Origin of the sequence: Paenarthrobacter nicotinovorans (assembly GCF_021919345.1) — a bacterium.
GTDB lineage: Bacteria > Actinomycetota > Actinomycetes > Actinomycetales > Micrococcaceae > Arthrobacter > Arthrobacter nicotinovorans.
On the sequence record NZ_CP089293.1, the window covers coordinates 1,304,960 to 1,329,911 of the forward strand.

The following is a 24,952-nucleotide window of genomic DNA, read 5'->3' on the forward strand; positions in this document are numbered from 1 at the left end:
CAGCCGGGTGACCGGCGTCGTCCTATTGGTACCGGCGCCGGTACACCGGGTCCAGTGTCTCCGGCGGTACGCCCAACATTTCCGCGGTGTATTCCACCACGACGTCATGGACGAGATCCTGCAACTCTTCCCTGGTGTTGGAGCCCTGCTCCACCACCCGGCGGTAGACCGTGATCATCGGCGGTTCTCCACGGCCGCCGGGAGTGTAGGACCCCATGGGTGCAGGGTTGCCGGTGGCAACGAGCTGTTCCAGGTTCGGCGGGATCTCATCAACGGCGAAGAGAACGCCGTCCAATTGTTTGCCCCACATGTCCTGGAGGCGTTCGGCGGAGTCAAGCACCATGTCGTCGAAACGCTCGGAACGCGTCCGGAAACCCGGAAGATTGGGCAGCATCAGCTCGCCACGCAGTCCCCTGCCATGACGGTTGCGGCGGCGTTTCCGGAATCCCCGCACGCCCGGTACGGCGTGTTCCTCTGTCTGATCGCCATCGGCGTCAGTCCACCGGACGGTAAACCCGGGAACATGTGGCTGTGACTGCATATATCGACTTTAGTCCTGAGGAACCGCCAGCGCGACATCATCGTGCGCACCGCGCCGGAGCTGCCGATACCAGCCCCTCCCGGGCAGCCACGGACGCTCAATGCGCGCTACGGGAGCCAAGTGGCGCTAATCTGGGATGTTGTGGGTGCTATTCGTCAGTGTTCAAGATCAGCCTGCCGCCAGTCTGCGGTGGCCACTTTGACGTACGTGTACGCCGATTCAACGGCCGTCCTGGGTCCCCTAGCCACGTACGCCGAACCGCACGCCTACGACCTCTGCACGCAGCACGCCGAGAGCCTCACCGTTCCCCGGGGTTGGGAAGTGCTGCGCCTGGCCATGCCCAGCACGCCACCGCAGCCCGGACCCGACGATCTGCTCGCTCTGGCCAACGCCGTCCGTGAGGCTGCCTCCGCGGCACCCGAAACGCCGGCCCGCCACAACCACACGCAGATGGAGCCGCCCGCAAGCGTCGAAGGTACCCGCCGGGGACACCTGCGGATCCTCCGCGAACCGTCCTAAGCCACCGAAGGTGACTGCACCGGCGTCGTGACTCAAAGCGGCGTCGTGATCAAAACCCTGCGATCTTGCGCGGTAGTCTGGAATCTGCAGATAAATCCGCCAGCGGCGCCAGGCCGGCGCCACCCAGGGAGCATCATTCATGCCAAAGGTCAGTCCTGAACTGTTGTCCATCCTGCGCTGCCCCGTGACGGGTTCACCGCTGGTCCAGGAGGGCGAGGAGCTGGTATCAACAGCTGCCGCCGCGGACGGCGAAAAGCTCCGCTACTCGATCGAAGACGGCATTCCGCTGCTCCTGCCGCCGGAACTCCTGGCAGCGGCCAACGCGGCCGGCTCCAGCCAGCATGATGCCAAGGCCTAGCAGCCCCTTTTTCTCAACACCCGCACGGTACCCCTAAGGACTTCCATGACTTTCGACTACAAAGTGGCTGATATTTCCCTCGCCGAGGCAGGCCGCCACCAGATCCGCCTTGCCGAGCACGAAATGCCCGGCCTCATGTCGCTTCGGGCCGAGTTCGGTGCTTCGCAGCCGCTCAGGGGTGCACGGATCGCGGGTTCGCTGCACATGACGGTCCAGACCGCCGTTCTCATCGAGACCCTCACCGCGTTGGGCGCAGAGGTGCGTTGGGCCTCCTGCAACATCTTCTCCACCCAGGACGAAGCCGCGGCTGCCGTCGTTGTGGGCAAGGGCACCCCGGAAGATCCCCAGGGTGTTCCGGTTTTCGCCTGGAAGGGCGAAACCCTTGAAGAGTACTGGTGGACTGCCGAGCAGATCCTTACCTGGCCCGGCGCTGAGACCAACCCCGAGCTGGGTCCCAACATGATCCTCGACGACGGCGGAGACGCAACACTGCTGCTGCACAAGGGCGTGGACTTCGAGGCAGCCGGCGCAGTTCCTGCCGCCACCGAGGACGATCCCGAAGAGTACGTCCACATCCTGAACCTCCTCCGGAGGACCCTCGCAGCCGACCCGCAGAAGTGGACCCGCCTGGCAGCACGCATCGAGGGTGTCACCGAGGAAACCACCACCGGTGTCCACCGCCTGTACCAGCTCGCCGAGCAGGGCAAGCTGCTGTTCCCGGCCATCAACGTCAACGACTCCGTCACCAAGAGCAAGTTCGACAACAAGTACGGCATCCGCCACTCGCTCCCGGACGGCATCAACAGGGCCACGGACGTGCTGATGGGCGGCAAGGTCGCCGTCGTCTGCGGTTATGGCGACGTCGGCAAGGGCGCCGCCGAGGCGTTGCGTGGCCAGGGTTCGCGGGTCATCGTTACTGAGATCGACCCCATCTGCGCCCTCCAGGCAGCAATGGACGGCTACCAGGTGGCCAGGCTTGAGACGGTGCTGGCGCAGGGCGACATCTTCATCACCACCACCGGCAACAAGGACGTCATCATGGCCGAGCACATGCTTGGCATGAAGAACAAAGCAATCGTGGGCAACATCGGCCACTTCGACAACGAGATCGACATCGCAGGTCTTGCCAAGGTTGCCGGCGTCAAGAAGGTCGAGATCAAGCCGCAGGTCCACGAGTGGGTCTTCGACTCCGGGACAGCCTCCGAGCGGTCCATCATCGTCCTGTCCGAAGGCCGCCTGCTGAACCTGGGCAACGCCACGGGCCACCCGTCCTTCGTGATGAGCAACTCGTTCGCCAACCAGACGATCGCGCAGATCGAACTCTGGACCAAGAAGGACCAGCCAGCCGGGGAGCGCGAGTACCAGAAGCAGGTTTACGTTCTGCCGAAGATTCTGGACGAGAAGGTGGCGCGCCTGCACCTGGACGCCCTGGGAGTGGAATTGACCGAGCTGAGCAAGGACCAGGCAGACTACCTCGACCTGGACGTTGCGGGTCCGTACAAGCCGGAGCACTACCGCTACTAGCAGCCCTCCGCAAAGAACATTCGATGGCGAAAGGCCGGACACGCGAACAGCGTGGCCGGCCTTTCGGCTAGAATTGGGTGTTCGGTATAGCTTGCCGGGGGACAGGATGACGGGAACCATGACACAGGCCGCCAAACGGAAAACGGGCAAGGTCCTTGCCATCATAGGGATTTGCGCCGCCATTGTGGCAGGCGGAATCGGCGTGGCCACCGTACCCGGATTGCTCCCCGGTTCTACGCAGAACAACGCTGCTGCACCTTCCCCGACTCCCACCATCGAGGCCAAGCCCGTGGAACTGGGCATCACTCCGCTGGATGGGGCTGTTGAATGGAATCCCGTGGTGGGTCCCCAGATCAAGGCGGTCAACGGCAAGGTCAAGGATGTCGTTTTGACCCCTGCCGGTGGCGGGGCGCCCGTGGTGGGCAAGATCAGTCCTGACGGCTCTACCTGGACTACCCAGGAAGTCCTGAAGTTCAAGACGCAGTACAACTACTCCTTCACCGTCGTGGACACCGCCGGCAAGGAAACCAAGAAGACCCAGACCTTCACCACGGTTTCCGCCGCGTACGAGGCAGACGCGTCCATCTACCCCCGCAACGGCACCACGGCAGGCTCAGGCCAGCCCATCGAAATCAACTTCAGCGAACCCGTCGTGGACAAGGTGGCCATGGAGAAGCGGGTGGCCATCACTGTGTCGTCCGGCCAACCTGTGGCATGGCACTGGTACTCCGACAAGAAAGTGCGGATCCGGCCCGAGGCATTCTGGGCCTCCGGCACTACTGTCACAGTGGACATGAAGCTGCTTGGTGTGGATTTCGGCAACAACATGATCGGTAATGGGGACGTTGTCTCCACCTTTACGACGGGTCCGCAGCGGATTGCCGTGGTGGATGACACCACCAAGACCATGAACGTGTACTCCGATGGCCAACTGCTCCACACCGCGCCCGTGTCTCTCGGCGGCGAAGACTGGCTCTCGCCCACCGGTTACGCAGTGATCCTGGAGCAGGAACGCAAATCCAATTTCAACGCCGGCAGCATCGGCCTGAAGCCCGGCGACAAGGGCTACTACGCCCCAATGGTGGTGGACTACGCCAACCGCCTCACGTGGTCCGGAGTCTATGTCCACCAGGCGCTGGAATCAGCGTGGGGAGCCATCGGCCGCGTCAACGTCTCGCACGGCTGTGTCGGCCTGCTGCCGGATGATGCCGCTTGGTTCTTCAACAACATGAAGACCGGCGACGTGGTGCAGATCCTGAACACGGGAGCCCCGGCTGTCGAGCCACTGGAGGGTTTCGGCGACTGGAACATTCCCTGGGCCAGCTACGCCCAACGGTAGACCTGCTGTTAAGATGGCCGCAGTGATTATTTCCTGCGCGCTTTGACCCGGACTTCGCTTTGACCCGGACTATTTGTGCCGACCATGTGTTGGCCTCCACTTTGTGCTGCCCTCTGGTGATCACGGGTGTCCCTCAGGGGAACCCGCTGACGGGTTCCCCGCCTCCTTACCCCGGACCCTCTTCATCATTTGGAGCACCGCATGACCATCACACCAATTCTTCGCCCTGACTGCAGCAACTGCTTTGCGCTGTGCTGCACCGCACTGGGATTTACCCGCTCAGCGGACTTTGCCATCGACAAGCCTGCCGCCTCGGCGTGCCCAAACCTGGCCGGGGACTTTTCCTGTGCCATCCACCAACGGCTGCGCCCCCGCGGTTTCCGTGGCTGCACAGTTTTCGATTGCTTCGGCGCCGGCCAGCTCGTTTCCCAGCACACTTTCGGCGGAAACAGCTGGCGGGACAACCCTGCCTCCGCGTCCTCGATGTTCGACGTTTTCAAAAGGGTCAGGCAACTCCACGAGATGCTCTGGTACCTGAACGAGGCCCGGCAACGGACGTTCGACCCCGAGCTCGCCTCTGCAGCCGCCCACCTTGCGGAACAGCTGGCGACCACCGCCGTGGGTGACGCAGCCACGGTCCTGGGTGCCGACGTCGAAACCTACCACGGGCAGGTGCGGGCCCTCCTGATGGAGGTCAGCGAAGAAGTCCGCGCGTCCTACGGCGCGGAAGACCGGCAAAGTCGCGACGGCGGCCTCCAGCCTGGTGCCGACCTGATGGGCGCAGACCTGGGGAACCAGCGCCTCTGTGGAGCAGATCTGCGGGGTTCGTACCTGATAGGGGCCAACCTGGCAGGCAGCGACCTGGCTGCCGTGGATCTTCTGGGGGCGGATCTTCGTGGTGCAGAGCTGGCGGGGGCGGACCTGTCCAGGGCCCTCTACCTGACTCAACCGCAGGTCAATGCTGCCGAAGGCGATGCACGGACGCTCCTGCCCACGGAACTCACCAGACCGGATCACTGGCTCCGGCAGCCCGGAACTAGGGCTCCTGGGTAAACGGCAGCTTGCGCAAGCGGGCGCCCACCGTGGCGTTCCGCTGTTCGGCCTGACGCAGGCGCGCCAGCTCCCGGTTGCGTCGTTCCCCGAGGACTGCGCCGATGTAGTCCTCGGGGATCGTGCCGGGCGGCGGTGGCGGTGCGACATAGCGTGTGAGTTCCGTGGCCAGGGACATCGCCATGGCCAGGCGTGAGGCGGGAGCCATCAGGTAAGCCTGCTGTACAAACGTCCCTGCCCGGCGGGCGGTGGCGTCCGGGACCCTGCCGATGTCCGCCATGGCAATCCACCCCTGCAGATAGTGCGGTGCGTTGGGCACGATACGGGGTTTCGAGGGAACGCGCAGGCGGAGCGAATACGTGCCGGCAACGATATCGCCCAGCCGCTTCGATTTCTCGTTGAACAGCGCCACTCCGATGGCCAGTCCGCCGAAGGTCAGGTAGATTTCCAGGAAACCGAGGAGCCCGCGGATAAGGGCGTGCCGGAAACGGATGGAACCGCCGTCGTCACGGACGATCCGCAAACCCGTGGCGAGCTTACCCAGCGACCGGCCGCGGGTGAGGGTTTCCACAGTGACAGGGACGACCACCACAGAGAAAACGACGCTGCTGAGGACCAGAGCCCGGATGGCCGACTCGTCCAGGTCCGAAGAAGCCATCAGGACCAGGATGATCAGGAGTATCGCGAGGACCACCTGCGAGATGACGTCGAGGATCAGGCCCAGCCCCCGGGCCGCAAAAGACGCTGAGCGCAGCTCGAGGACCACTGCCTCGCCTGTGATGATCGAACTCAAGCCAGCCCCCACGCCTTCCGGACAATGCGGCGCCCAGCAGCGCCTGCACAACGAGTCTAGCGGCGTGACAGGCCAAAACGACGCCGATCAGGCGCTCGCGCGGGCCTCAGGCATTAGGGTGGTGCCGTGGACATCGATGCCTTCTCGGCCGTACATGGGGACAAATGGTCGCGGCTTCATTTCCTGGCGCACAAGCGCCGGTTGACGGGAGACGAGGCGGATGAACTGCTGCGCTTGTACCAAACAGTTTCCGGGCACCTGTCCCTGATCCGTTCGGTGGCTCCTGAAACCGGTCTGTCGTCGTCGTTGTCCGCCGCGTTGGCGCAGGCGCGCACCAGGTTTACCGGTGCCCGCTCGAACTTCATGGAAGACCTGGCCCGCTTCTTCGTCATCTCGTTGCCGGCCGCCTTCTACCGGATCAGGTGGCTGACCCTTTGGTGCGGGCTTGCCTTCACGGTTGTCGGTGCCGCCTATGCCTTCTGGATAGGTACCTCCCCGGATGCGCTTCGAGCCGTCTTCGGCAGCGACGAGAGGGTGCGCAGGTACGTCGAGGAAGACTTCATCGATTACTACTCCGAGAATCCGGCGGCTTCCTTCGCCGGCGCCGTGTGGACCAACAACGCCTGGATTTCCGCCCAAGCCGTGGCCTTCGGCATCACAGGATTCTGGGTGCCCTACATTCTTTTCATGAATGCCCAGGGCGTGGGAGTTGCCGCCGGTGTCTTCCTGGCAACGGGCAAGATCGACGTCTTCTTCAGCTACATCCTGCCCCACGGCCTGATGGAACTCACGGCTGTGTTCATTGCATGCGCCGCAGGGCTCAGGATTTTCTGGGCTATGGTGCGGCCCGGCCCCAGGACCCGGATGCAGGCTGTTGCGGATGAAGGGCGGTCATTGATCACCATCGCACTGGGCCTGGTGCTGGTCCTCCTGGTTTCCGGCATCGTTGAAGGATTCGTCACTCCGAGCCAGCTGCCCGTCTGGGCCAAGATCACCATCGGCGCGCTGGTGCTGGCCGGCTATTGGACGTACACGCTGCTTGTTGGCGGCCGGGCTGTCCGTGCGGGGGAGACAGGTGACTTGGACGCCAACGATGGCGGTTACAGAAGCATCGCCGCGTAGACCTTACAGTTGCGTTTCAATCTGCTCCAAGGCGGGGTAGTTCCTCGTGTCGGCGCAAAGCCGGGCGGTAGGCTCGAAGGCAGACAAGAGAGCCGGCAGCACGCAATCGCCGGTGGATGCCTACGGAAGTGAACCCCCGCTGTGAGCGACAAGAGCCCAAAACCACAAGAACCGGACACGGACGTCCACGAGGACCCCAACGAACCGGCCTTCGACTGGATGAAGCCAAAGACGTCCAGTGGTGCCTCATCCGCGGCCTCAACCGCCGCGCCTGCACCGGCGTCTGGAGCGCCTGAAAAAGCGTCAGCTGCGCCCGGAACGGCCCAGCCGGAGAGCCGCGCAGACCGCAAGGCTGCAGAAGCCGCCGACGCCGACACGGAGCCGCCGCTGTTCGCTGACACACTTGCGAATGCCTCTTCCGGCAAGCAGCCGTCGCACTATTCCGAACCGCTGCCGACGTCGGCCCTCCAGGTCCGGCCGCCGGAAGATGAGGTGGCCAGGCGCAATGCTGAACGGGAGCAGGCGGCAAAGGTCAAGCCTGTAGGGCCCCGGGTTTTCCAAGTGCTGTTGGCTGTCTTCTACCCCGTGATCCTCCTGGTTCTGGCAGTCAGGGCGGTCACGAGTCCACTGTTCCTGTGGGTGGAGTACAACCGTCCCGGTTTCCCCGGTGACGGCTATGGCTTCAACACTGACGACCGTATGACCTATGGCTCCTATGCCGTTGACTACCTCAGCAACTGGGCGGGTCCCCGGTACCTGGGAGGCTTGGTCAACCAAGACGGCGCCAAGCTGTTCAAGGACAGCGAAGTGGCGCACATGGCGGACGTCAAGATGGTGATTCTGTCCTCATTCGGCGCGGGAGTCCTGCTCATCATCCTCAGCATTATCGCCATTGTGTACCTGCGAAAGCGCAGCAATGGCGGGATCCGCCGCGGCTTGTTCGCCGGCTCCATTGTCACGCTTGTCATCATCATCGGCCTTGCGGTTCTGGCAGCTTTGAGCTGGCAGCAGTTCTTCACCGAATTCCACCGGATCTTCTTTGCCAATGGCACATGGACGTTCTCCTTGGAGGACACCCTGATCCGGCTCTTCCCGGGACAGTTCTGGGTTGACGCGGGCATCGTGATCGGTGCTTTGGTGTTCATCGCGGCGACGTTGACGTTCATCTTCACGTGGCCCACGAAGCGGCGCCGCGGCGTTGCCGTTTCCCAGGAGAAGCTCGATGACGAGGATTCTGATGGTGCGGTTGACGGCGCAGCCGATGACGATGATGCCCTTTCCAAGGAAACGACGAGCTCAAAGCGCTAGCCCTACTGTCCCGGAGGGTGACTTCCGGTCAGAACACCAATGAGCTGTTCAGGGCGGTCCGTGCTGGCGATAACGGCCTTGCCGCTTTTCATCTTGATATGGATCTCGCGACCGCCGACGAGGTAACCGACCATCCCGGGCCCCAGATAGCGGAGTTGTTGAGGACGATCAGCCCGAACAGCACCGGGCTTAGCGTAATCATGGTGAAACCCATGATTCGCGGTACCAACGTAGACCGGACACGCGAATAGTAGAGCGCGGGTGTTGGTATGCGTGATGGACTTGTCATGAGGTCCCGTTTGAACGTTGGTTCGTGAAGGAAACGCTACGGGGGCACCAGGACCACCTAGGCAGAGATTGGCCCGGTTAGGTGGTGATTGGGCAAAATTAGGTGCTGGAAGCCGCAGAAATAGGTGGTCGCAAAAAGCGACTAGGTGGTGGGCCTACTTGGCGTACAGCTTTTCGACAACCGACGCGAAGTCTCCCACCACAGCCGCCCGCTTGAGCTTGAGTGACGGAGTCAGGTGTCCGGACTCGACGCTGAGCTCCGCCGTGATGAAAGCGAACTTCCTGATGGATTCGGCGGCCGAGACGAGCTTGTTGGCCTCATCAACAGCAGACTGCACGGCCGCCTTGACGCGGTCGTCGTGGACTGCTTCTTCGAGGGACAGGGCACCGGTTTTGTTCTCCGAGCACCAATCCGCAAGGCCTTCGGGGTCGAGACTGATCAGGGCTGCCACAAAAGGACGCCCGTCTCCGACCACCACGGCCTGACCCACCAGCGGGTGTTCGCGCAACTTTTCTTCCAGGGGGCCGGGAGCGACGTTCTTGCCGCCGGCCGTCACCAGGAGATCCTTCTTGCGGCCGGTGATGGTCAGGAAGCCGTCGGAGTCGAGCTCGCCCAGGTCCCCTGTGCGGAAGAACCCGTCCACAAAGGCGGCCTCCGTGGCCTCCGGGTTTCCGTGGTAGCCCTTGAACACTCCGATGCCTTTGACCAGCACCTCACCGTCGTCGGCCACGCGGATGGTGGTGCCCGGCAACGGGATGCCCACCGTTCCGATCCGGGACATGGTGGGGGTGTTCACTGTGCAGGGCGCCGTGGTCTCGGTCAGCCCGTAGCCCTCCAGGACGGGAACCCCGGCACCGTGGAAGAAGTGGTTGTCCCGTGGGCTCAGGGGACTGGCGCCGGACACCGTGTAGCCGACATCGCCGCCAAAGACTTCCCGCACCCTGGGATACAGGAGTTTGTCGAAGGTCCTGTGCTTGGTTCTCAGCAGCCAACCCGGACCCGGCCCCTCACCGCGGGAGGCGAGGTCCACCGCCGTCGAATATTCCACCGCTGTTGAAGAAGCCGCCGAGAAGAGGGCGGACTTGCCTGACATTGCGGCCTTGTGGCTGGCCCCGGCGTAGACCTTCTCGAAGATCCGGGGAACCGCAAGCAGGAACGTCGGCTTGAACGAACCCAGGTCCGCCATCAGACCGCTGGCACCGGCGCTGTGCCCCAGGGTGATACCGGCAGTGAGGCAAACAACCTGCACAGCCCTGGCCAGGACATGGGCAAGCGGAAGGAACATGAGGGTCCGCGCGCCGGGCTGCATCAAAAGCTCCGGGAGGAACGGAATAACGTTCCTGGCCACCAGCACAAAGTTGCCGTGGGTGATTTCGCACCCTTTGGGTTTGCCTGTGGTGCCTGAGGTGTAAACGATGGAGGCGATGTCGGCCAGTTTTGCCGTGCTGCGTTGCCGCTCCAGCTCAGCGTCCATGACGCCGATGCCGACGGCGGACACACTGGTCAGGTTGGGTGCGTCACCGTCGTGCTCCATCCGGATGATGGCGACGGGGTCCTCGCCGAGGAGGCCTGACTTTTCCACGACGGAATGGACGAGCGCGGCCTTCGCGGCGTCCTCCACGAAGATGCGGCGGGCTCCGGAATCAGCCAGGATCCATTCGATCTGGCTGGCAGAGGAGGTCTCGTAGATGGGCACCGTGACGCCGCCCGCCATCCAGATGGCGAAGTCCACCAAGGTCCATTCGAAGCTCGAACGTGACAGCACCGCCACAGGGTCACCCGGGGTGAGGCCGCCTGCGATGAGGCCCTTGGCCAGGGCGGTGACGTCCGCCAGGAACCTGGCAGCTGACACGTTCAGCCACCCGTTGGGGGTGTTGTGCGCGTACAGGACGCCGAACGGATCCTTGGCGCACCGCTCCAGAAGGAGGTCGGTGACGTTGGAGTCCGTGTCGGCTTCGAAGAGGAGCTCCGTGCTTGCTTCCCTCACTGCTTGCCTCCTAGATCCACGATGGCATCCACATTCTCATGCGCCATTCCTGGTAACTGATGACTTCTGCCGTGAGCACCGGATAGAAGAAAGCCGTTGCGAGGACAGCCAGCACCAGGACCACGGCCACGACGTAGAGTCCTGACCGTCGCCGCCACGGCGGATCGCTGCTGCGGCCCAGCACCAATCCCAACACGTACGTCAGGCCAAGCACGAGGAAGGGCTCAAAGGAGACCGCATAGAAGATGAACATGGTGCGTTCGGGGTACATGAACCAGGGCAGGTAGCCGGCAGCAACACCGGCGAGGATGGCACCGGCCCGCCAGTCGCGACGTCCCGCCCACCAGAACAAGAGGATGACCAGGGCAATGGTTCCGCCCCACCAGACCACGGGATTTCCCACGGGCAGGATCGCCGAGGAGCAGGTCTCCACGAGGCAACCCGAGGTTCCCTGTTTGGGGGACTGGTAATAGAACGACGTGGGACGGCCCATGACCAGCCACGTCCACGGGCTGGATTCATAGGGGTGGTCTGAGCTGAGCCCCTGGTGGAATTTGTAGGCTTCGAGGTGGTAGTGGGCCAGGGACCTTATCGGGTCAGGCAGCCAGTCCCAGCCAGGTGCCGGGTTGGTGGCGGCCCATTGCCGGTAGTACGCATCCTTGGACAGGAACCAGCCGGTCCAGCTGGCGATATAGGTGACAACGGCAACCGGAATGATGGTGAAGAACGCCGGGATCCCGTCCTTGATGATGCCTGCGCTGAACCAATTCCGGATCCCGGCAATCCGGCGGGCGTTCAGATCCCAGAGCACAGTCATCACGCCGAAGGCGGCCACGAAGAACAGCGCCGACCATTTGGTGCCCACAGCGAGTCCGAGGCAGATACCTGCAACGAGGCGCCACCACCGCATGCCCAGCCAAGGACCTGCCACCAGCTGGCTGGTCAACGGGATGCCGCTTGGTGAAGCAGCCGCCTGCGCGGCGAGCCGGGAAGCCAGACGACGGCGGCCGTCGTCGCGGTCCAACAGCAGGGCACCGAAGGCGGCGAAGATCCAGAACGCGAGGAAGACATCCAGCAGGGCTGTCCGGGAGAGCACCAGGTGGTGTCCGTCAACGGCGAGCAGCAGGCCCGCAACCGCCCCGAGCGTGTGGGAGCGGAAAAGCTTCATGGCGATAAGCGCCACGAGGAATACCGTCAGTGTGCCGGTCAGTGCCGCGCTGAAGCGCCAGCCAAAGGGGTTGTCTCCGCCGAACAGCCACATTCCGAAAGCGATCATCCATTTGCCCACCGGTGGATGGACCACATACTCGGGGGTGTTCAGGAGGACATTGGGATTGCCGGCATTGAAGGAGTCGTTGGCGTTGGACGGCCAGCTTCGTTCATAGCCGCTCACCAAGTAGGAGTACGCGTCCTTGACGTAGTAGGTTTCGTCAAAAACCAGGCTGTGCGGGGCGTCGAGTCGGAAGAAGCGGAGAATTCCGCCCAGGACGGCCGTGATGGTGGGAATCAGCCAGAACCACAACCGCAGGGACGCAGGGTAGTCGCGCCAGCTCTGGATGCCGCCGATCAGGCGGGTGCGCAGGGCCTCCACGCTGAAAGCCTCTGCGGGCCGCTCTATCCAACGGTGGCGTTCAAGGCCCCGGCCCGGCAGGTATCCGTTGCCGGCCTGCCTGGTGCCGCCGCGCACTGCGTTATGTGCTTTCGCGGCGTCGTCGAGGTGGCCGGCTGGACGTTGGACTGCGGGCTCATCCGTTTCGGCTACGGCGGACGACGCCACAGGAGTGCCGGAAGCGGCGGCAGGAACGGGCGACTGGTTCACCCGCCCATGCTACCTTTCCATGCTTGCCGCAGCGTTGAGGTGAGGCGTTGCAGGTATCGCGGCATTAGGCTTGGCAGGTGGACGAACAGCGCAATACCCCGGACGAGGCCCGCTTCAGCGACGACGAGGACGGGGCGCTTCCTCCGCTAGCCCCGGGTTCCGGTGCGGCACCGGGGGTCGGCAGGATCGTCCTGGCGGCGACTCCCATAGGGAACGTCGGCGATGCGTCCACCCGTTTGGTGGAGCTCCTGGCTACGTCCGACATCGTGGCGGCAGAGGACACCCGCCGCCTGCACCGTCTGGTGACAGCACTGGGCGTGGAGGTTTCCGGACGCGTCATCAGCTACCACGAGCACAATGAAGTAGCCAAGACAGGCGAACTCCTGGACCATGTCCGCGCCGGAAAAACCATCCTGATGGTCAGCGACGCCGGCATGCCGGCAGTCTCGGACCCCGGGTTCCGTTTGGTGGAAGGCGCTGTTGCGGCCGGGTTGACGGTCACTGCGGTCCCTGGTCCTTCGGCCGTTCTGACCGCCCTTGCCCTGTCCGGGCTACCCACGGACCGCTTCTGCTTTGAAGGCTTCCTCCCCCGGAAGTCGGGAGAGCGGAACTCGCGTCTGGCCGACCTCGCTGATGAACGCCGCACCATGGTCTTCTTCGAGGCTCCGCACCGGCTTGAGGTCATGCTGCGCGCGTTGCACGAGCGTTTCGGCGCCGAACGCCGGGTTGCTGTCTGCCGGGAACTCACCAAGACCTACGAGGAAGTCATCCGCGGAACCCTCCGTGAGCTGCTGGAGTGGGCCGAGAACAACGAAGTCCGCGGCGAAATAGCAGTGGTAGTCGGTGGTGCGCCTGAACAGGAGCCCGGCAAACCCGAAGACCACGTTGCGGCAGTCAACGAGCTCATATCGCAGGGGATCCGCCTCAAGGAAGCGGTTGCGGCAGTAGCCGAGGACGCCCGGGTCAGCAAACGGGAGCTGTACTCGGCGGTCCTTGCTGCCCGCTGACATGGCTGTGCACCTGCACAAATTGGCATCTGCATGGCAGTGCGTCAAGGCGTAGACACTGCTTCCGGACGGGCAGTACCGTGGCAGTAATTCAAGCCACTTCTGGCAAGGAACCCCCAGTGGTGCAAATCTCCAAAGCACCCTAGACGAAGGAGTCGCCATGACTGTCACGGTTGAACGCGAAAGCGAACTGCTGGCTTCCGTTCCCACCGGCCTGCTGATCAACGGTCAGTGGCGTCCGGCCGGATCGGGAAAAACTTTCGATGTTGAGGACCCGGCCACCGGCAAGGTCCTGCTCAGCATCTCCGACGCCGGTGCTGAGGACGGCGCCGCCGCACTCGACGCCGCTGCTGCCGCCCAGGCTGACTGGGCCCGCACGGCCCCGCGCGAACGCGGCGAGATCCTGCGCCGCGCCTTCGAGCTGGTGACTGAGCGCGCCGAGGACTTCGCCCTCCTCATGACCCTGGAAATGGGCAAGCCGTTGGCCGAGGCACGTGGTGAAGTGACCTATGGTGCCGAGTTCCTGCGCTGGTTCTCCGAAGAAGCGGTGCGTGTTTCCGGCCGCTATTCCGCAGCCCCGGATGGCAAGAACCGCCTGCTCGTGCAGAAGAAGCCGGTTGGTCCTTGCCTGCTGATCACCCCGTGGAACTTCCCGCTGGCCATGGCCACCCGCAAGGTTGCCCCCGCCGTCGCCGCCGGTTGCACCATGGTGCTCAAGCCCGCCAACCTGACCCCGCTGACCAGCCTGTTGTTCGCCCAGGTCATGCAGGAAGCAGGCCTCCCGGCCGGCGTCCTGAACGTCATCCAGACCTCCACGGCCGGCGCCGTGACGGGTCCGCTGATCAAGGACGACCGCCTCCGCAAGATCTCCTTCACCGGCTCCACCCCGGTGGGCCAGGCCCTCATCCGTGAAGCTGCGGACAAGGTCCTGCGTACCTCCATGGAACTCGGTGGCAACGCCCCGTTCGTTGTCTTCGAGGACGCGGACCTGGACAAGGCCGTTGAAGGCGCCATCGCCGCGAAGATGCGCAACATGGGCGAGGCATGCACGGCGGCCAACCGCTTCATCGTGCACGAGTCCATCGCGGATTCCTTCGCTGAGAAGTTCGCTGCGAAGATCGGTTCGCTGACCACCGCCCGTGGTACCGAGCCTGAGTCCAAGGTTGGTCCGCTGATTGACGGCAAGGCCCGCGACGGCGTCCACGCCCTCGTCACCGAAGCTGTCGAAGGTGGCGCCACGGCGGTTACCGGTGGTGCGCACGTGGATGGTCCCGGCTACTTCTACAAGCCCACGGTGCTGAAGAACGTTGCTGCTGATGCCCGCATCCTGCAGGAAGAGATCTTCGGACCGGTAGCCCCGATCATCACCTTCTCCACGGAAGACGATGCCGTCCGCCTGGCCAACAACACCGAATATGGCCTGGTGGCCTACGTCTTCACCAAGGACCTGAACCGTGGCCTGCGGATCAGCGAACGCCTCGAGACCGGCATGCTTGGCCTCAACGCCGGCGTGATCTCCAATGCCGCCGCACCGTTCGGTGGCGTCAAGCAGTCCGGCCTGGGCCGCGAAGGCGGCTCCGAAGGCATCGAAGAGTACCTCTACACCCAGTACGTAGGTATCGCGGACCCGTACGCCGACTAAACTGCGCAGGGATCCCGTCCACCGCTCTCGCAACAAGACGGTTGACGATTGAAGGGCCCGGCAGCGGAACCACAAGTTCCACTGCCGGGCCCTTTGACGTTCAGTGACGTAGACCGTCGGCGCTGCGTCAGCGCCGCTGGGGGAGGACCCCGCGCAGGGACCGCCACCCGCGGACGGCTGCCCAAGCCACAGCCTTGCCCAGCGCAGCCACGGCCCGGAACGGCGCACCGAGTGCCCGGGCCCAGCGCCGCATCATCGACGGCGGGAGCCACTCCGCGCGGAACCGGACCAGCCAGCGTGCATTGTTCCGCAACGACTCACGCACGACGGCGATGCGGGGCGCGGCCGCCGGGGCCGCCACCGTAAGGCGGCCGTAGCGTTGCCGTTCAAAGTCCGAGGTGAGGGACGCAACGGCCTGGTGCGCGGCGTCGTCGAGCCCTCCCGACTCGCCCAAAGCGGCGCTGGAACTCAATTTGCTGGAGAAGTGCCGGGGCGTCTCGCTGGAGGTCGAAGGAACCCCGTAGTCGCTGGCAAGATCCTGCAGTTCAGCCCATGCCAGTTCCGGGGCGGGATCCTTGAATCCTGGCGGCAGAATGTCCGAGTCAGCCCTGGGTTTGATGCTCAACCGGCGTCGTCGAAGGGCAATCCTGCTGAGCCTCGGCGAGCACAGGAAAGCAAGCAGCAACAACGCCCCTGCCGTCGCGGCTGCGATCGCAGGGAGGGGATTGACGCCGGGGGACCCTGCTGCGGGTGTGCCCACCTCCGGGATAGGGACGGGAGCGGTAGCCACCGGGGCGGGAGTGGTGAGGGTTTCTTTCTCGTCAGTGTTGGTGCTGAGGTTGCCGGCAACGGAGCTTTCCGTTGCGTAGTCGGGTACCACGCCGCGCGAGGGTGTGGGCTCGAACGGGACCCAGCCAAGACCTTCAAAGTAGAGTTCAGGCCATGCGTGGGCGTCCCTGGCGTCCACCTCATATTCAGGGAACGAACCCTGTCCCACCAGGGCAACCGATTCTCCCGTGAGGCGGCCGGGAGCGTAGCCAACCGCGATGCGGCTCGGGATGCCTTCGGCGCGCGCCATGACGGCCATGGCTGAGGAGAAGTGGACGCAATAGCCGCTCTTGACCGTGAGGAAATCGGCCAGGACAGAGAGGCCGTTGCCGTCGTAGCCGTTCTGGACGGGTGCTTGCAGTGAATAGGTGAACGCGCCCGACCTCAGGTACTTCTGGATGGCCAACGCCTTGGCGTAATTGTTGTTGCCCGCGGGCGCCGTAACGGAGTCTGCGGTTTGCCGGACGATGTCCGGCAGGTTGCCGGGAACCCGGAGGAAATCATCGGAGATGGAGCGGGGTGGCGCCGTAGCTTGGGCCAGGGCCGCTGCCGTGACTTTGGGTGCGGCCGAGAAAACCACGTAGCGCTGTGCTCGCGTGGTGGTTTCCGTGCTCATGATGCTCAGGGTGTCAGGGTCCCAGGTCCATCGACCGTTGAGGCCGTTGACGGAGGCAGGGGCGAACGGTGCGGGGAGGTAGGGGCTGGTGAACTGGCCGGCGCTGACGGAGGTAACGGCATAAACGATTTCACCCTGGACTGCATAGCCCGTTTCGATCCTGTCCGCACCTGCGCGGCGCTGCGCTGTGCGGTCATCCGGCGCCCAGGTTTCGCCGTCGAAGTGGTCAATGGTGACCGAGCGCAGGTAAAGCGGTGCGCTGGAGCTGGTTGAGTAAGTGATCCGGCCTGATCCGGTGGGGCTCCGAAGGCTGTTGCCCAAGGTGATCATCGGGTTTAGTCCGTTGGAAGCACCCCAGGGACTCAGCCGCGAACCCTCAGGAAACGTTCCCGTTTCGAATCCCGGAATCGCCAGGGGCACCACCATAGTCAAGGCCAGCGCCAGGCCGCCGGTCACCAACGACCGCCGGAACTGCCCGGCGCCCCGCCCCGCCCCGGACTGCAGGCGGGCATCGGGGGCGAACCAGTGGCTGCACCCGAGAATCAGCAGGTATCCCACGGCGGCACCCAGGAAACCGGCAACGCCCACGCTCTGGGGTTTGATGGTCGCCGGGACCACCATCACCGCCAGGATCCCGATGCCACTGGCAGCAGGCATGGACAAAGGAACCGCCAAAGCGTCAATGAGGATCACCAGGAGCCCCAGGCACGCGCACATGACAAATACGATCCCGGCGTTCGGTGCCACCGGCGCGCTCTCCGAGACCACCGTCTCGGCCGCTCGTTTGATCAGGCGCCCGACGGCGGTAAAGGTACTGGTAGTGGGGATAAAGCCGGCCAGGCTGTCCTGGCGGCAGAAAGTGAAGGTGAGCACGGCTGCCAGGGAGACAAAGGATCCAAGCGTGGCCAGCAAGGGCTGGGCGCGGAGGGCTCGAAGGACGGCCAGGGTCAGGGAAACCACCAGGACAGTGGTGATCAGCGGCAGGAACCAGGCCCAGCCCCTGAGGACACCGTTCAGCGACAACGCGGCGCCCAGGACGGCTACGGAAATGGCAGCGGCCATGACCCATGGGTAGGGTCCCGGACCCGCAGTCCTTGGGCGGGACGGTGGTGTTGGCTGTTTCTGGCCTGGCGTTCCGTTCGCCGGGTTTGAGGCCGGGGAGTTCCGGTGGGAAGTAGTCGTCATCGGGGCACCGCCGCTCCACGCCTGACATCCATGGCAGCCCCTGCGGCGGCGACTATTCCACCTTCATCGAAGGAGGACCAGGCAGACGCCAACTGGGTCTTCGAGGTCACGGCGGCAACCCGCCAGCCCGCCTGGCGCAGGATCTCCAGGGCATCCTCGCTGCTTCGCGAAGAATCGCTGACCACCAGGGCGAAGGCGTTGGCGCCATAGGCGGCCGCAGGGGCCAGCGCCCTGGCTTCCGCGGGTGTCAGCGCACCCAACAACGCCAGAAGCGGTCCCCGCAAACGGTGTGCCGCCAGCTTGTCCATAAGCCTGTCGTCGAAGACTGAATCTGCAGCGTCGGCCGGTGCCTGGCCCGTCCTGACGTCGCGTTGCCCTGGTGCCGGATGTTCGGTGCGTGCAGGCCGGGGCCTCGGGCGACCGGAACCGTTCTCCGGCCGGTGATGCTCCGCCCTGGCGTGCCGGGGACCGCTGAGCTCGATGGCCGCCAACCCTTCCGCGATGGCCTGGAGGCCGCCAACACCGGAGAATTCCTCCGCGTCGGGATCCGGTGCCGAGCGGGAACGGAGGAATGCCGGTGCGCCGAACACATCCAGAATCCGCAGCGAATAGTTCCGCTCCGACAGATGCGCCGCGATCGATACGGCAGCGGTCACCATCCATTCAAAATCCGGGCCAGTCACCAGGTCGGAGTCTTCGTCATGGCCGCCAAAAACGGAACCAGCGCCGGCAGCGAAGGCCGAGAAGCGCTGATCCAGGACAATGGTGGCTTCCGGGGTGGTCACGGATTCCTCCTGGCGGACCATGAGCTGGCCGTGACGTGCCGTGGCAGCCCAATGGACGCGGCGCATGGGGTCGCCGTGCCGGTATTCGCGGGTCATGATGTCGTCGTCGCTGGGGTTGGCGCGGATCCGCGTCGCCGTCACGCCGTCGTTCCCGCGGGCCCCGGCGAGGCCGGTGACCGGAAGCTCGACGGCGGCCGGCGTCACGGTGAGGAGGTCGCCGTCGTCGATTGAGTGCCGCCGCAAGGAAAGGCCGAAGGGATCGCTGAACTCTGCGGTGACCGGACCGATCCGGAACTGTCCGCGCTTACCGGATCGGAGGTGGTACTCGTAGCGGCTTGTGCCTCCCGAAGCGGAGCGGGCGGGGAAACGGAAGGCAGGCGGCTGGCCGAAACGGGGCGGCAATTGTTCCTCCATGATCACATGCCCCGTGGAATAGGACGTCCGCGCTACAGCCAGGCGGACTGTGGTGGTGCTGGATGTTTCCACCGTGGACGGATTGAACTCCCTGTACACCTGGAACTTGGGCTTGAGGACCCGTACTCCGGCAAGGGCAACCAGGGGGAGCAGGAGCAGAAGTACCGAAAGGGTCAGAAGATCGCGCCGGCCCATCACGTAGGCGGCCCCAAGGGAGATTGCGCCCGCGGCCAGCAGACCCCAGCCCCGGGTAGTGAACAGGTGTTTGGGAAGCCGGTCCATGAGTGCCATTGCGGGTACCTCCTAAACGGCGTGGCGGTCCCTGCGCCACGCACCGGGCGGGTCCTGGGCCACCGGCAGCGACCCCAGGATTCCACGAAGGACGCTCTGCGGCGTATCACCGGAACTGGCCGCCTTGCGGTCCAGGATGATCCGGTGGGCGAGCACTGATTCAGCGACATCCACCACGTCATCCGGAAGGACGAAATCCCGGCCATCCAGAGCGGCTGTGGCCTTCGCCGCTCGCAGCAGCTGCAACAGGGACCGCGGACTGGCACCCAGGCGAAGGCGGGCACTGTCCCGGGTGGCCCTGCCGATTGCCACCGTATATTCCTTGATCGCAGTGGAGACATGGACCTGTTGGACTGTGGCGATCATTGCCGCGACGTCGCTGGCCGTGACCACCGGGGTCACTTTGGCCAGGGGCGAAGTGGCCTGGTGCGTTTCCAGCATCTCGATTTCTGCGTCCTTGTCCGGATACCCCATCGAGATTCTGGCCATGAACCTGTCGCGCTGGGCCTCGGGCAACGGATAGGTGCCCTCCATCTCGATCGGATTCTGGGTTGCCACCACCATGAACGGCAAACCCAGCTGGTACGAATGGCCGTCCACAGTGACTTGGTGCTCTTCCATGCATTCCAGCAGAGCAGACTGGGTTTTGGCCGATGCCCGGTTGATTTCGTCGCCAATCACGATGTTCGCGAACACCGCTCCGGGGCGGAACTCGAACTGCCGTGACGACTGGTTGTAGATGGAAACGCCGGTCACATCCGAGGGCAACAGGTCCGGGGTGAACTGGATACGGGAGACGGTGCAGTCCACGGTGCGGGCCAGCGTCTTTGCCAGCAGGGTCTTTCCGACGCCGGGTACGTCCTCCAGCAGCAGATGGCCTTGGGCGAGCAGGACAGTGAGCGCGAGCTTGGCGGCATCGGCCTTGCCGTCAATGACTTTGTTAATGGATCCAAGGATGCGCTCGCTGGCATCATGGAACCTGTCCTGGTCCAGGACCTGCGGCCTGTGCCCGTTCAGTCCTGCGCCATCACGGGGCAGCGAACTGTAATCCTCGCCCTGAAGAGGCGAGGATTCAACGGTGGCTTGTCGCTTTGACTCCATGGAATGCCCTTCAGCCTTCGCCGCGGCACCGCCGGTGCTGGCCGCCTGTCCGTTCCAGACTACCCAGACTTTGGCCGTCCCTGACATAGTGCTCCCCGGAATTTATGTGCCAACTGGAATTTATCCGGACTGCAGGAGGACCGCAGTCCGATTAAGGTGGGAGCATGTGCAATTCCCTTGCTCCTGCCCCTTACCGCGCGTCACCGGGCGCTGACGAAAAGCCGGACGCCCGCCGGGAATACCCGCCCGCGCCCGAACCCCTGCCCGTACCGGTGATGGACAACCACACACATCTGGACTTCCGGCACGGATTGATCGAGGTATCGGTCCGGGACGCCATGGACTCCGCAGAGGCAGTTGGCGTGCAGGGAGCTGTGCAGGTTGGCTGCGACCTTGAGTCTTCGCGCTTCACTGTGCAGGCCGTGGACGCTGATCCGCGGCTGCTGGGGGCAGTGGCAATCCACCCCAACGATGCTCCCGTTTATGCGGGCCGCGGTGAATTGGATGCCGCGCTCGCGGAAATTGAGGAACTGGCAGCACATCCCCGTGTCCGGGCCATCGGCGAGACCGGTTTGGACTTTTTCCGCACCCACGGTGAGGGGCTGGCCCACCAGCGCTATTCCTTCCGTCGCCACATCGACATCGCCAAGCGCCTGGGACTGACCTTGCAGATCCATGACCGCGACGCGCACGACGACGTGGTGCAGGTACTGCGGGAAGAAGGAGCACCGGAACGCGTGGTGTTCCATTGCTTCTCGGGGGACGAGGGACTCGCACGGATCTGCAATGACAACGGTTGGTACATGTCCTTCGCCGGCACCATGACCTTCAAGAATGCCGGAAACCTGCGATCGGCGCTGGCCATCGCCGAGCCAAGCCGGATATTGGTTGAAACCGACTCGCCCTTCCTGACGCCCCACCCGCACCGCGGCCGTCCGAACGCGAGCTACATGGTCCCGTACACCGTCCGGTCCATGGCCGAGGTGACAGAAAGTGACTTGGCCGAACTCTGTTCGCGCTTGGCCGAAAATACCTTGGAAGCCTACGGTTCCTGGGCCTGAACCAGTAGTGATTTGCGCGCAGCGGGCGTTCGGGGATGGATACCCGGTATGCAGAAGTCTTGGTTCGTTTATAACAGATCGGTTACTGTGTTAAACAAGTAGCCGGGGTCGGGGAAGGCCTTCGGACAACTGGTCCGGTTGATTCCGGACCGTTCAGTTGAATGTTTTTTGGCGGCACAGATGCCGGCAGCAAGAGTGGGACCAGGCAGTTTTGCCTGGCCCCTCGGTTTTGCGGCTGGCATTATTTCTGTGCTTTTCCCCGTGCCCGGATGGTCTGAGAGTTATGGGCAATCGTGATCAAGTTCTTCACAACGGATGGCAAGTTCAGCTTCCTCAAAGTAGGTGCCCAGTTGCTGGTAGTTGCAGCACTGGTGGTCGGTGTGGTCGCCTTCGTCGGCAACAACAAGACCGTCACCCTCAACGTTGACGGAAAGGTAAGCTCCATCCAGACCTTTGGCGGCACTGTTGACGAAGTAGTCAAGGCAGCCAAGGTCGAGCTGAAGGACGCAGACCGCGTTTCACCGGCCCTGGACGCGCGTGTCGATAACGGCTCCGTGGTGAACATCAACCTGGCCAAGGCGGTCTCCATTGAACTGGACGGCGCCCGCAAGACGGTCAACACCACCGCCTCCGACGTCGCCGGACTGGTCAGTGAACTTGGTGTAGCCAGCTCCTCGCAGGTTTCCCAGCCGAAGGAAGCTGCCCTGGAAGTTACGGGCTCCTTCGTCTCCATTTCCACCCCCAAGACCATCAGCGTGGTTGCCGACGGCAAGAGCACCAGCACCACCACCACAGCTGCTGACGTTGCCACCGTCCTCAAGGACGCCGGTGTCACGGTAGGCGCCAACGACCGCCTGTCCCAGCCCGGCAACGCCCCCGTCATCCAGGACATGGTCATCAAGGTTTCCCGCGTGGACACCAGCAAGACGGCCGAGGCCACTGAAGAAGTGCCGTTCGACAGCGTCAAGACCGAAAGCGCCGATCTCTTCAAGGGTGAGGAAAAAGTCACCCAGGAAGGCGTCGCCGGTTCCCTGGTCAAGACCTTCAAGCTGGTTCTCGTGGATGGGCGCGAAGCGTCGCGAACCCTGGTCTCCAGCAACGTGGCCACCCCGCCGGTCGCAGAAAAGATCAGCGTAGGCACCAAGGCCCGCCCCGTGGCAGCACCCGCAGCCGCTGCTGCTGCAGCAGCCCCTGTATCAAGCGGTCCCACCGGTGCTCCGAACGAGGCCATGTGGGACAGGATCGCCCAGTGCGAGTCCGGTGGAAACTGGGCCATCAACACCGGTAACGGCTACTACGGTGGACTCCAGTTCTCCGGCCCCACCTGGCTTGCCAACGGTGGTGGCGCCTACGCTCCGACCGCAAACCTCGCCACCAAGGCCCAGCAAATCGAGATCGCCAACCGCCTGTACGCCAAGAACGGCCTCAGCGACTGGGGCTGCGCGCACGCAGCCTGACCCCGGACAGGCGATACGATACCTAGGTGACTGAACCGAATTCCGAACCCGCCGCCGTCGCGCCTTTGATGGGCGCAACCGACATCCGACGGCTCGCCGAGGAAATCGGTGTACGCCCCACGAAAACACTGGGGCAGAACTTTGTGATCGATGGAAACACCATCCGCAGGATCGTGACAGCGGCCGCTATCGATGCCGACGAGACCGTACTGGAAGTGGGACCCGGACTGGGTTCCCTGACGCTCGGACTCCTGGATGCGGCCAAGAATGTCGTGGCCGTGGAGATCGACCCCGTCCTGGCAGGAAAACTGCCCGAGACGGTGCGGGAATGGCGCCCCGAGGCCCAGGACAATTTCCACCTGGTGCTCTCCGACGCCATGAAGGTCACGGAGCTGCCCGTCGATCCGACGGCGTTGGTGGCCAACCTCCCGTACAACGTGGCCGTTCCCGTGGTCCTGCACCTCCTCCAGCATTTCCCCACCCTGCAACACGGACTGGTCATGGTGCAGGACGAAGTGGCCGACCGCCTTGCTGCAAGCCCGGGCTCCAAGATCTACGGCGTTCCGTCGGTCAAGGCAGCCTGGTACGGGCACATGCGCAAGGCCGGCGTTATCGGGATGAACGTCTTTTGGCCCGCACCGAAAATCCACTCCGGACTGGTCGCCTTCACCCGGCACGAACCTCCCGTTACGCACGCCACCCGCGAGCAGGTCTTCGCCGTCATCGACGCTGCCTTCGCCCAGCGCAGGAAGACCCTGCGCGCCGCCTTGGCGGGCTGGGCCGGAAGCGCCGCAGAGGCTGAACGCTGCCTCGTGGCGGCCGGCGTCGACCCCACAGCACGCGGCGAAGTCCTGGATATCTCCGCCTATGTCAGGATTGCCGAAGCCCGCCACCCCGTGGGCGCATGAATCCGGGAACCAGCAGACCGGGCGGTCTCCCATTCGCGGGAGACCGCTTCCACGCCCGGACAGTCCGCGTCAAGGCACCCGGCAAGGTCAACGTCTCCCTAAGCGTTGGTCCGCTCAGGCCAGACGGCTACCACTCCGTGGCGAGCGTCTACCTGGCCGTCTCCCTGTACGAAGAAGTTGCGGCCACCAGCACCGAAGGCCCTGGAATCACCGTCAGCATCAGTCCGGACAGCACGCTGGACCTGGACGGCGTGGACATTCCCCTGGACGAACGAAACCTCGCCTACAAGGCTGCAGCAATCATGGCCGAGGTCTCCGAAAAGCCCACGGGTGTGCACCTTGAGATCACCAAGCGGGTCCCGGTCGCCGGCGGTATGGGCGGCGGTTCCGCGGACGCGGCGGCCACGCTCCTGGCCTGCGATGCGCTGTGGAACAGCGGCCTTTCCCGCGAGGAACTCGCGCATCTGGCGGCTGAACTGGGCGCAGACGTGCCGTTTTCGCTCCTTGGCGGCACAGCCGTCGGGCTCGGCGTGGGCGACAAACTGTCGCCGGCTCTGGCCAAGGCCCAAATGGACTGGGTGCTCGTCTTCGCCGATTACGGGCTCTCCACCCCGGACGTCTTCCGTACCCTGGATGGCTTGCGTGACTCCGAAGGTGCGGACATTCCCGAGCCGGTTGCCGTGGATCCCACCATTTTGCAGGCCCTGCGCAACGGGGATCCCGAAACCTTGAGCCGCGTCCTCATCAACGATCTCCAGCGGGCTTCGATCGCCCTTGCGCCGCAACTGCGCGACACCATCGGCTTGGGCGAAGCACGCGGCGCCCTCGCCGGCATGGTCTCCGGTTCCGGCCCTACCATCGCCCTGTTGGCCCGGGACTCCGTCTCCGCCAGCGTCCTCGCCGAGGAGCTGACCCACCGCGGGCACACAGCGGTGGCCGTCCACGGCCCCGTTCCCGGAGCCCGGATCATCTCCGATACCCTCCTTTAGTACCTCTCCGCATTCCCGG

20 protein-coding genes are annotated in these 24,952 nt (G+C 64.1%); 13 read left to right on the top strand and 7 right to left on the bottom strand.

Annotated elements, in window-relative coordinates:
• Positions 1-22: 22 nt before the first annotated feature.
• A complete protein-coding gene (locus tag JMY29_RS06250; RefSeq protein WP_018777318.1) occupies positions 23-541 on the bottom strand; it encodes a metallopeptidase family protein in 519 nt (172 codons plus the stop codon).
• A 141-nt stretch (positions 542-682) separates the two neighbouring features.
• Here JMY29_RS06250 and JMY29_RS06255 point away from each other — a divergent pair, with 141 nt between their 5' ends.
• The 5 genes from JMY29_RS06255 to JMY29_RS06275 all read left to right on the top strand — a co-directional run bounded on the left by JMY29_RS06255 (position 683) and on the right by JMY29_RS06275 (position 5,334).
• Positions 683-1,060 (top strand): DUF3499 domain-containing protein, encoded by a 378-nt coding sequence (locus JMY29_RS06255; protein WP_026267105.1) that lies wholly within the window; start codon positions 683-685, stop codon positions 1,058-1,060.
• Between the two features lie 139 nt (positions 1,061-1,199).
• Positions 1,200-1,418 carry a Trm112 family protein gene (locus tag JMY29_RS06260; protein ID WP_018777320.1) on the top strand — a complete coding sequence of 73 codons (219 nt, stop codon included), beginning with the start codon at positions 1,200-1,202 and terminating at the stop codon, positions 1,416-1,418.
• 45 nt (positions 1,419-1,463) lie between these two features.
• Complete coding sequence (gene ahcY / locus JMY29_RS06265; protein WP_039240331.1) at positions 1,464-2,942, top strand: adenosylhomocysteinase; 1,479 nt, start codon at positions 1,464-1,466, stop codon at positions 2,940-2,942.
• Between the two features lie 106 nt (positions 2,943-3,048).
• Entirely contained in the window at positions 3,049-4,281 is a 1,233-nt protein-coding gene (locus JMY29_RS06270) for a L,D-transpeptidase (protein ID WP_026267106.1), read from the top strand.
• Between the two features lie 201 nt (positions 4,282-4,482).
• A complete protein-coding gene (locus JMY29_RS06275) occupies positions 4,483-5,334 on the top strand; it encodes a pentapeptide repeat-containing protein (protein ID WP_189075886.1) in 852 nt (283 codons plus the stop codon).
• Here the strand turns inward: JMY29_RS06275 and JMY29_RS06280 are convergent.
• The gene (locus JMY29_RS06280) at positions 5,318-6,124 is read right to left on the bottom strand and encodes an RDD family protein (protein ID WP_055975200.1); all 807 of its coding nucleotides are present in this window, start codon (positions 6,122-6,124) and stop codon (positions 5,318-5,320) included. The genes JMY29_RS06275 and JMY29_RS06280 overlap by 17 nt on opposite strands.
• A gap of 126 nt (positions 6,125-6,250) precedes the next feature.
• On the opposite strand from JMY29_RS06280, the gene JMY29_RS06285 reads away from it, so the two are divergent.
• Together JMY29_RS06285 and JMY29_RS06290 are read left to right on the top strand one after the other, a co-directional pair.
• Positions 6,251-7,246 carry a stage II sporulation protein M gene (locus JMY29_RS06285; protein ID WP_018777325.1) on the top strand — a complete coding sequence of 332 codons (996 nt, stop codon included), beginning with the start codon at positions 6,251-6,253 and terminating at the stop codon, positions 7,244-7,246.
• Positions 7,247-7,387: 141 nt separating this feature from the next.
• The gene (locus tag JMY29_RS06290) at positions 7,388-8,554 is read left to right on the top strand and encodes a TIGR01906 family membrane protein (protein ID WP_189075885.1); all 1,167 of its coding nucleotides are present in this window, start codon (positions 7,388-7,390) and stop codon (positions 8,552-8,554) included.
• A 443-nt stretch (positions 8,555-8,997) separates the two neighbouring features.
• Here JMY29_RS06290 and JMY29_RS06295 read toward each other — a convergent pair whose 3' ends face one another.
• Both JMY29_RS06295 and JMY29_RS06300 read right to left on the bottom strand, forming a co-directional pair.
• Positions 8,998-10,830, bottom strand: a complete 1,833-nt coding sequence (locus JMY29_RS06295) for an AMP-dependent synthetase/ligase (RefSeq protein WP_189075884.1) — start codon at positions 10,828-10,830, stop codon at positions 8,998-9,000.
• 10 nt (positions 10,831-10,840) lie between these two features.
• Complete coding sequence (locus JMY29_RS06300) at positions 10,841-12,517, bottom strand: dolichyl-phosphate-mannose--protein mannosyltransferase (RefSeq protein WP_374757514.1); 1,677 nt, start codon at positions 12,515-12,517, stop codon at positions 10,841-10,843.
• 209 nt (positions 12,518-12,726) lie between these two features.
• On the opposite strand from JMY29_RS06300, the gene rsmI reads away from it, so the two are divergent.
• Positions 12,727-13,656 (top strand): 16S rRNA (cytidine(1402)-2'-O)-methyltransferase, encoded by a 930-nt coding sequence (rsmI, locus tag JMY29_RS06305; protein ID WP_018777330.1) that lies wholly within the window; start codon positions 12,727-12,729, stop codon positions 13,654-13,656.
• A gap of 160 nt (positions 13,657-13,816) precedes the next feature.
• On the top strand, positions 13,817-15,298 hold the full coding sequence (locus tag JMY29_RS06310) for an NAD-dependent succinate-semialdehyde dehydrogenase (RefSeq protein WP_018777331.1): 1,482 nt from the start codon (positions 13,817-13,819) through the stop codon (positions 15,296-15,298).
• Positions 15,299-15,425: 127 nt separating this feature from the next.
• On the opposite strand, the gene JMY29_RS06315 is transcribed toward JMY29_RS06310, so the two are convergent.
• From JMY29_RS06315 to JMY29_RS06325, 3 genes are read right to left on the bottom strand one after another with little or no spacing between them, the layout of a single operon-like run.
• Positions 15,426-17,927 (bottom strand): transglutaminase family protein, encoded by a 2,502-nt coding sequence (locus tag JMY29_RS06315; protein WP_189075882.1) that lies wholly within the window; start codon positions 17,925-17,927, stop codon positions 15,426-15,428.
• Positions 17,924-19,417: a DUF58 domain-containing protein gene (locus JMY29_RS06320; protein ID WP_018777333.1), complete on the bottom strand. Its 1,494-nt coding sequence runs from the start codon at positions 19,415-19,417 to the stop codon at positions 17,924-17,926. Before JMY29_RS06320 ends, JMY29_RS06315 begins: the two co-directional genes overlap by 4 nt.
• A 12-nt stretch (positions 19,418-19,429) precedes the next feature.
• Complete coding sequence (locus JMY29_RS06325) at positions 19,430-20,518, bottom strand: AAA family ATPase (RefSeq protein WP_039240530.1); 1,089 nt, start codon at positions 20,516-20,518, stop codon at positions 19,430-19,432.
• Between the two features lie 164 nt (positions 20,519-20,682).
• On the opposite strand from JMY29_RS06325, the gene JMY29_RS06330 reads away from it, so the two are divergent.
• The 4 genes from JMY29_RS06330 to JMY29_RS06345 all read left to right on the top strand — a co-directional run bounded on the left by JMY29_RS06330 (position 20,683) and on the right by JMY29_RS06345 (position 24,933).
• Complete coding sequence (locus JMY29_RS06330; RefSeq protein ID WP_055974914.1) at positions 20,683-21,579, top strand: TatD family hydrolase; 897 nt, start codon at positions 20,683-20,685, stop codon at positions 21,577-21,579.
• A gap of 293 nt (positions 21,580-21,872) precedes the next feature.
• Entirely contained in the window at positions 21,873-23,036 is a 1,164-nt protein-coding gene (locus JMY29_RS06335) for a resuscitation-promoting factor (RefSeq protein WP_039240342.1), read from the top strand.
• Positions 23,037-23,062: 26 nt separating this feature from the next.
• Entirely contained in the window at positions 23,063-23,944 is an 882-nt protein-coding gene (rsmA, locus tag JMY29_RS06340; RefSeq protein ID WP_039240344.1) for a 16S rRNA (adenine(1518)-N(6)/adenine(1519)-N(6))-dimethyltransferase RsmA, read from the top strand.
• On the top strand, positions 23,941-24,933 hold the full coding sequence (locus tag JMY29_RS06345) for a 4-(cytidine 5'-diphospho)-2-C-methyl-D-erythritol kinase (protein ID WP_064721898.1): 993 nt from the start codon (positions 23,941-23,943) through the stop codon (positions 24,931-24,933). The genes rsmA and JMY29_RS06345 overlap by 4 nt, the downstream gene beginning before the upstream one ends.
• Positions 24,934-24,952: the final 19 nt, after the last annotated feature.

What these genes read in the sequence shown, in the direction of transcription:
- JMY29_RS06250 (WP_018777318.1), bottom strand. Translation starts at nt 541, where the DNA reads ATGCAGTCACAGCCACATGTTCCCGGGTTTACCGTCCGGTGGACTGAC.
- JMY29_RS06260 (WP_018777320.1), top strand. Translation starts at nt 1,200, where the DNA reads ATGCCAAAGGTCAGTCCTGAACTGTTGTCCATCCTGCGCTGCCCCGTG.
- ahcY (WP_039240331.1), top strand. Translation starts at nt 1,464, where the DNA reads ATGACTTTCGACTACAAAGTGGCTGATATTTCCCTCGCCGAGGCAGGC.
- JMY29_RS06270 (WP_026267106.1), top strand. Translation starts at nt 3,049, where the DNA reads ATGACGGGAACCATGACACAGGCCGCCAAACGGAAAACGGGCAAGGTC.
- JMY29_RS06275 (WP_189075886.1), top strand. Translation starts at nt 4,483, where the DNA reads ATGACCATCACACCAATTCTTCGCCCTGACTGCAGCAACTGCTTTGCG.
- JMY29_RS06310 (WP_018777331.1), top strand. Translation starts at nt 13,817, where the DNA reads ATGACTGTCACGGTTGAACGCGAAAGCGAACTGCTGGCTTCCGTTCCC.
- JMY29_RS06315 (WP_189075882.1), bottom strand. Translation starts at nt 17,927, where the DNA reads ATGACGACTACTTCCCACCGGAACTCCCCGGCCTCAAACCCGGCGAAC.
- JMY29_RS06320 (WP_018777333.1), bottom strand. Translation starts at nt 19,417, where the DNA reads ATGGCACTCATGGACCGGCTTCCCAAACACCTGTTCACTACCCGGGGC.
- JMY29_RS06325 (WP_039240530.1), bottom strand. Translation starts at nt 20,518, where the DNA reads ATGGAGTCAAAGCGACAAGCCACCGTTGAATCCTCGCCTCTTCAGGGC.
- JMY29_RS06330 (WP_055974914.1), top strand. Translation starts at nt 20,683, where the DNA reads ATGTGCAATTCCCTTGCTCCTGCCCCTTACCGCGCGTCACCGGGCGCT.
- JMY29_RS06345 (WP_064721898.1), top strand. Translation starts at nt 23,941, where the DNA reads ATGAATCCGGGAACCAGCAGACCGGGCGGTCTCCCATTCGCGGGAGAC.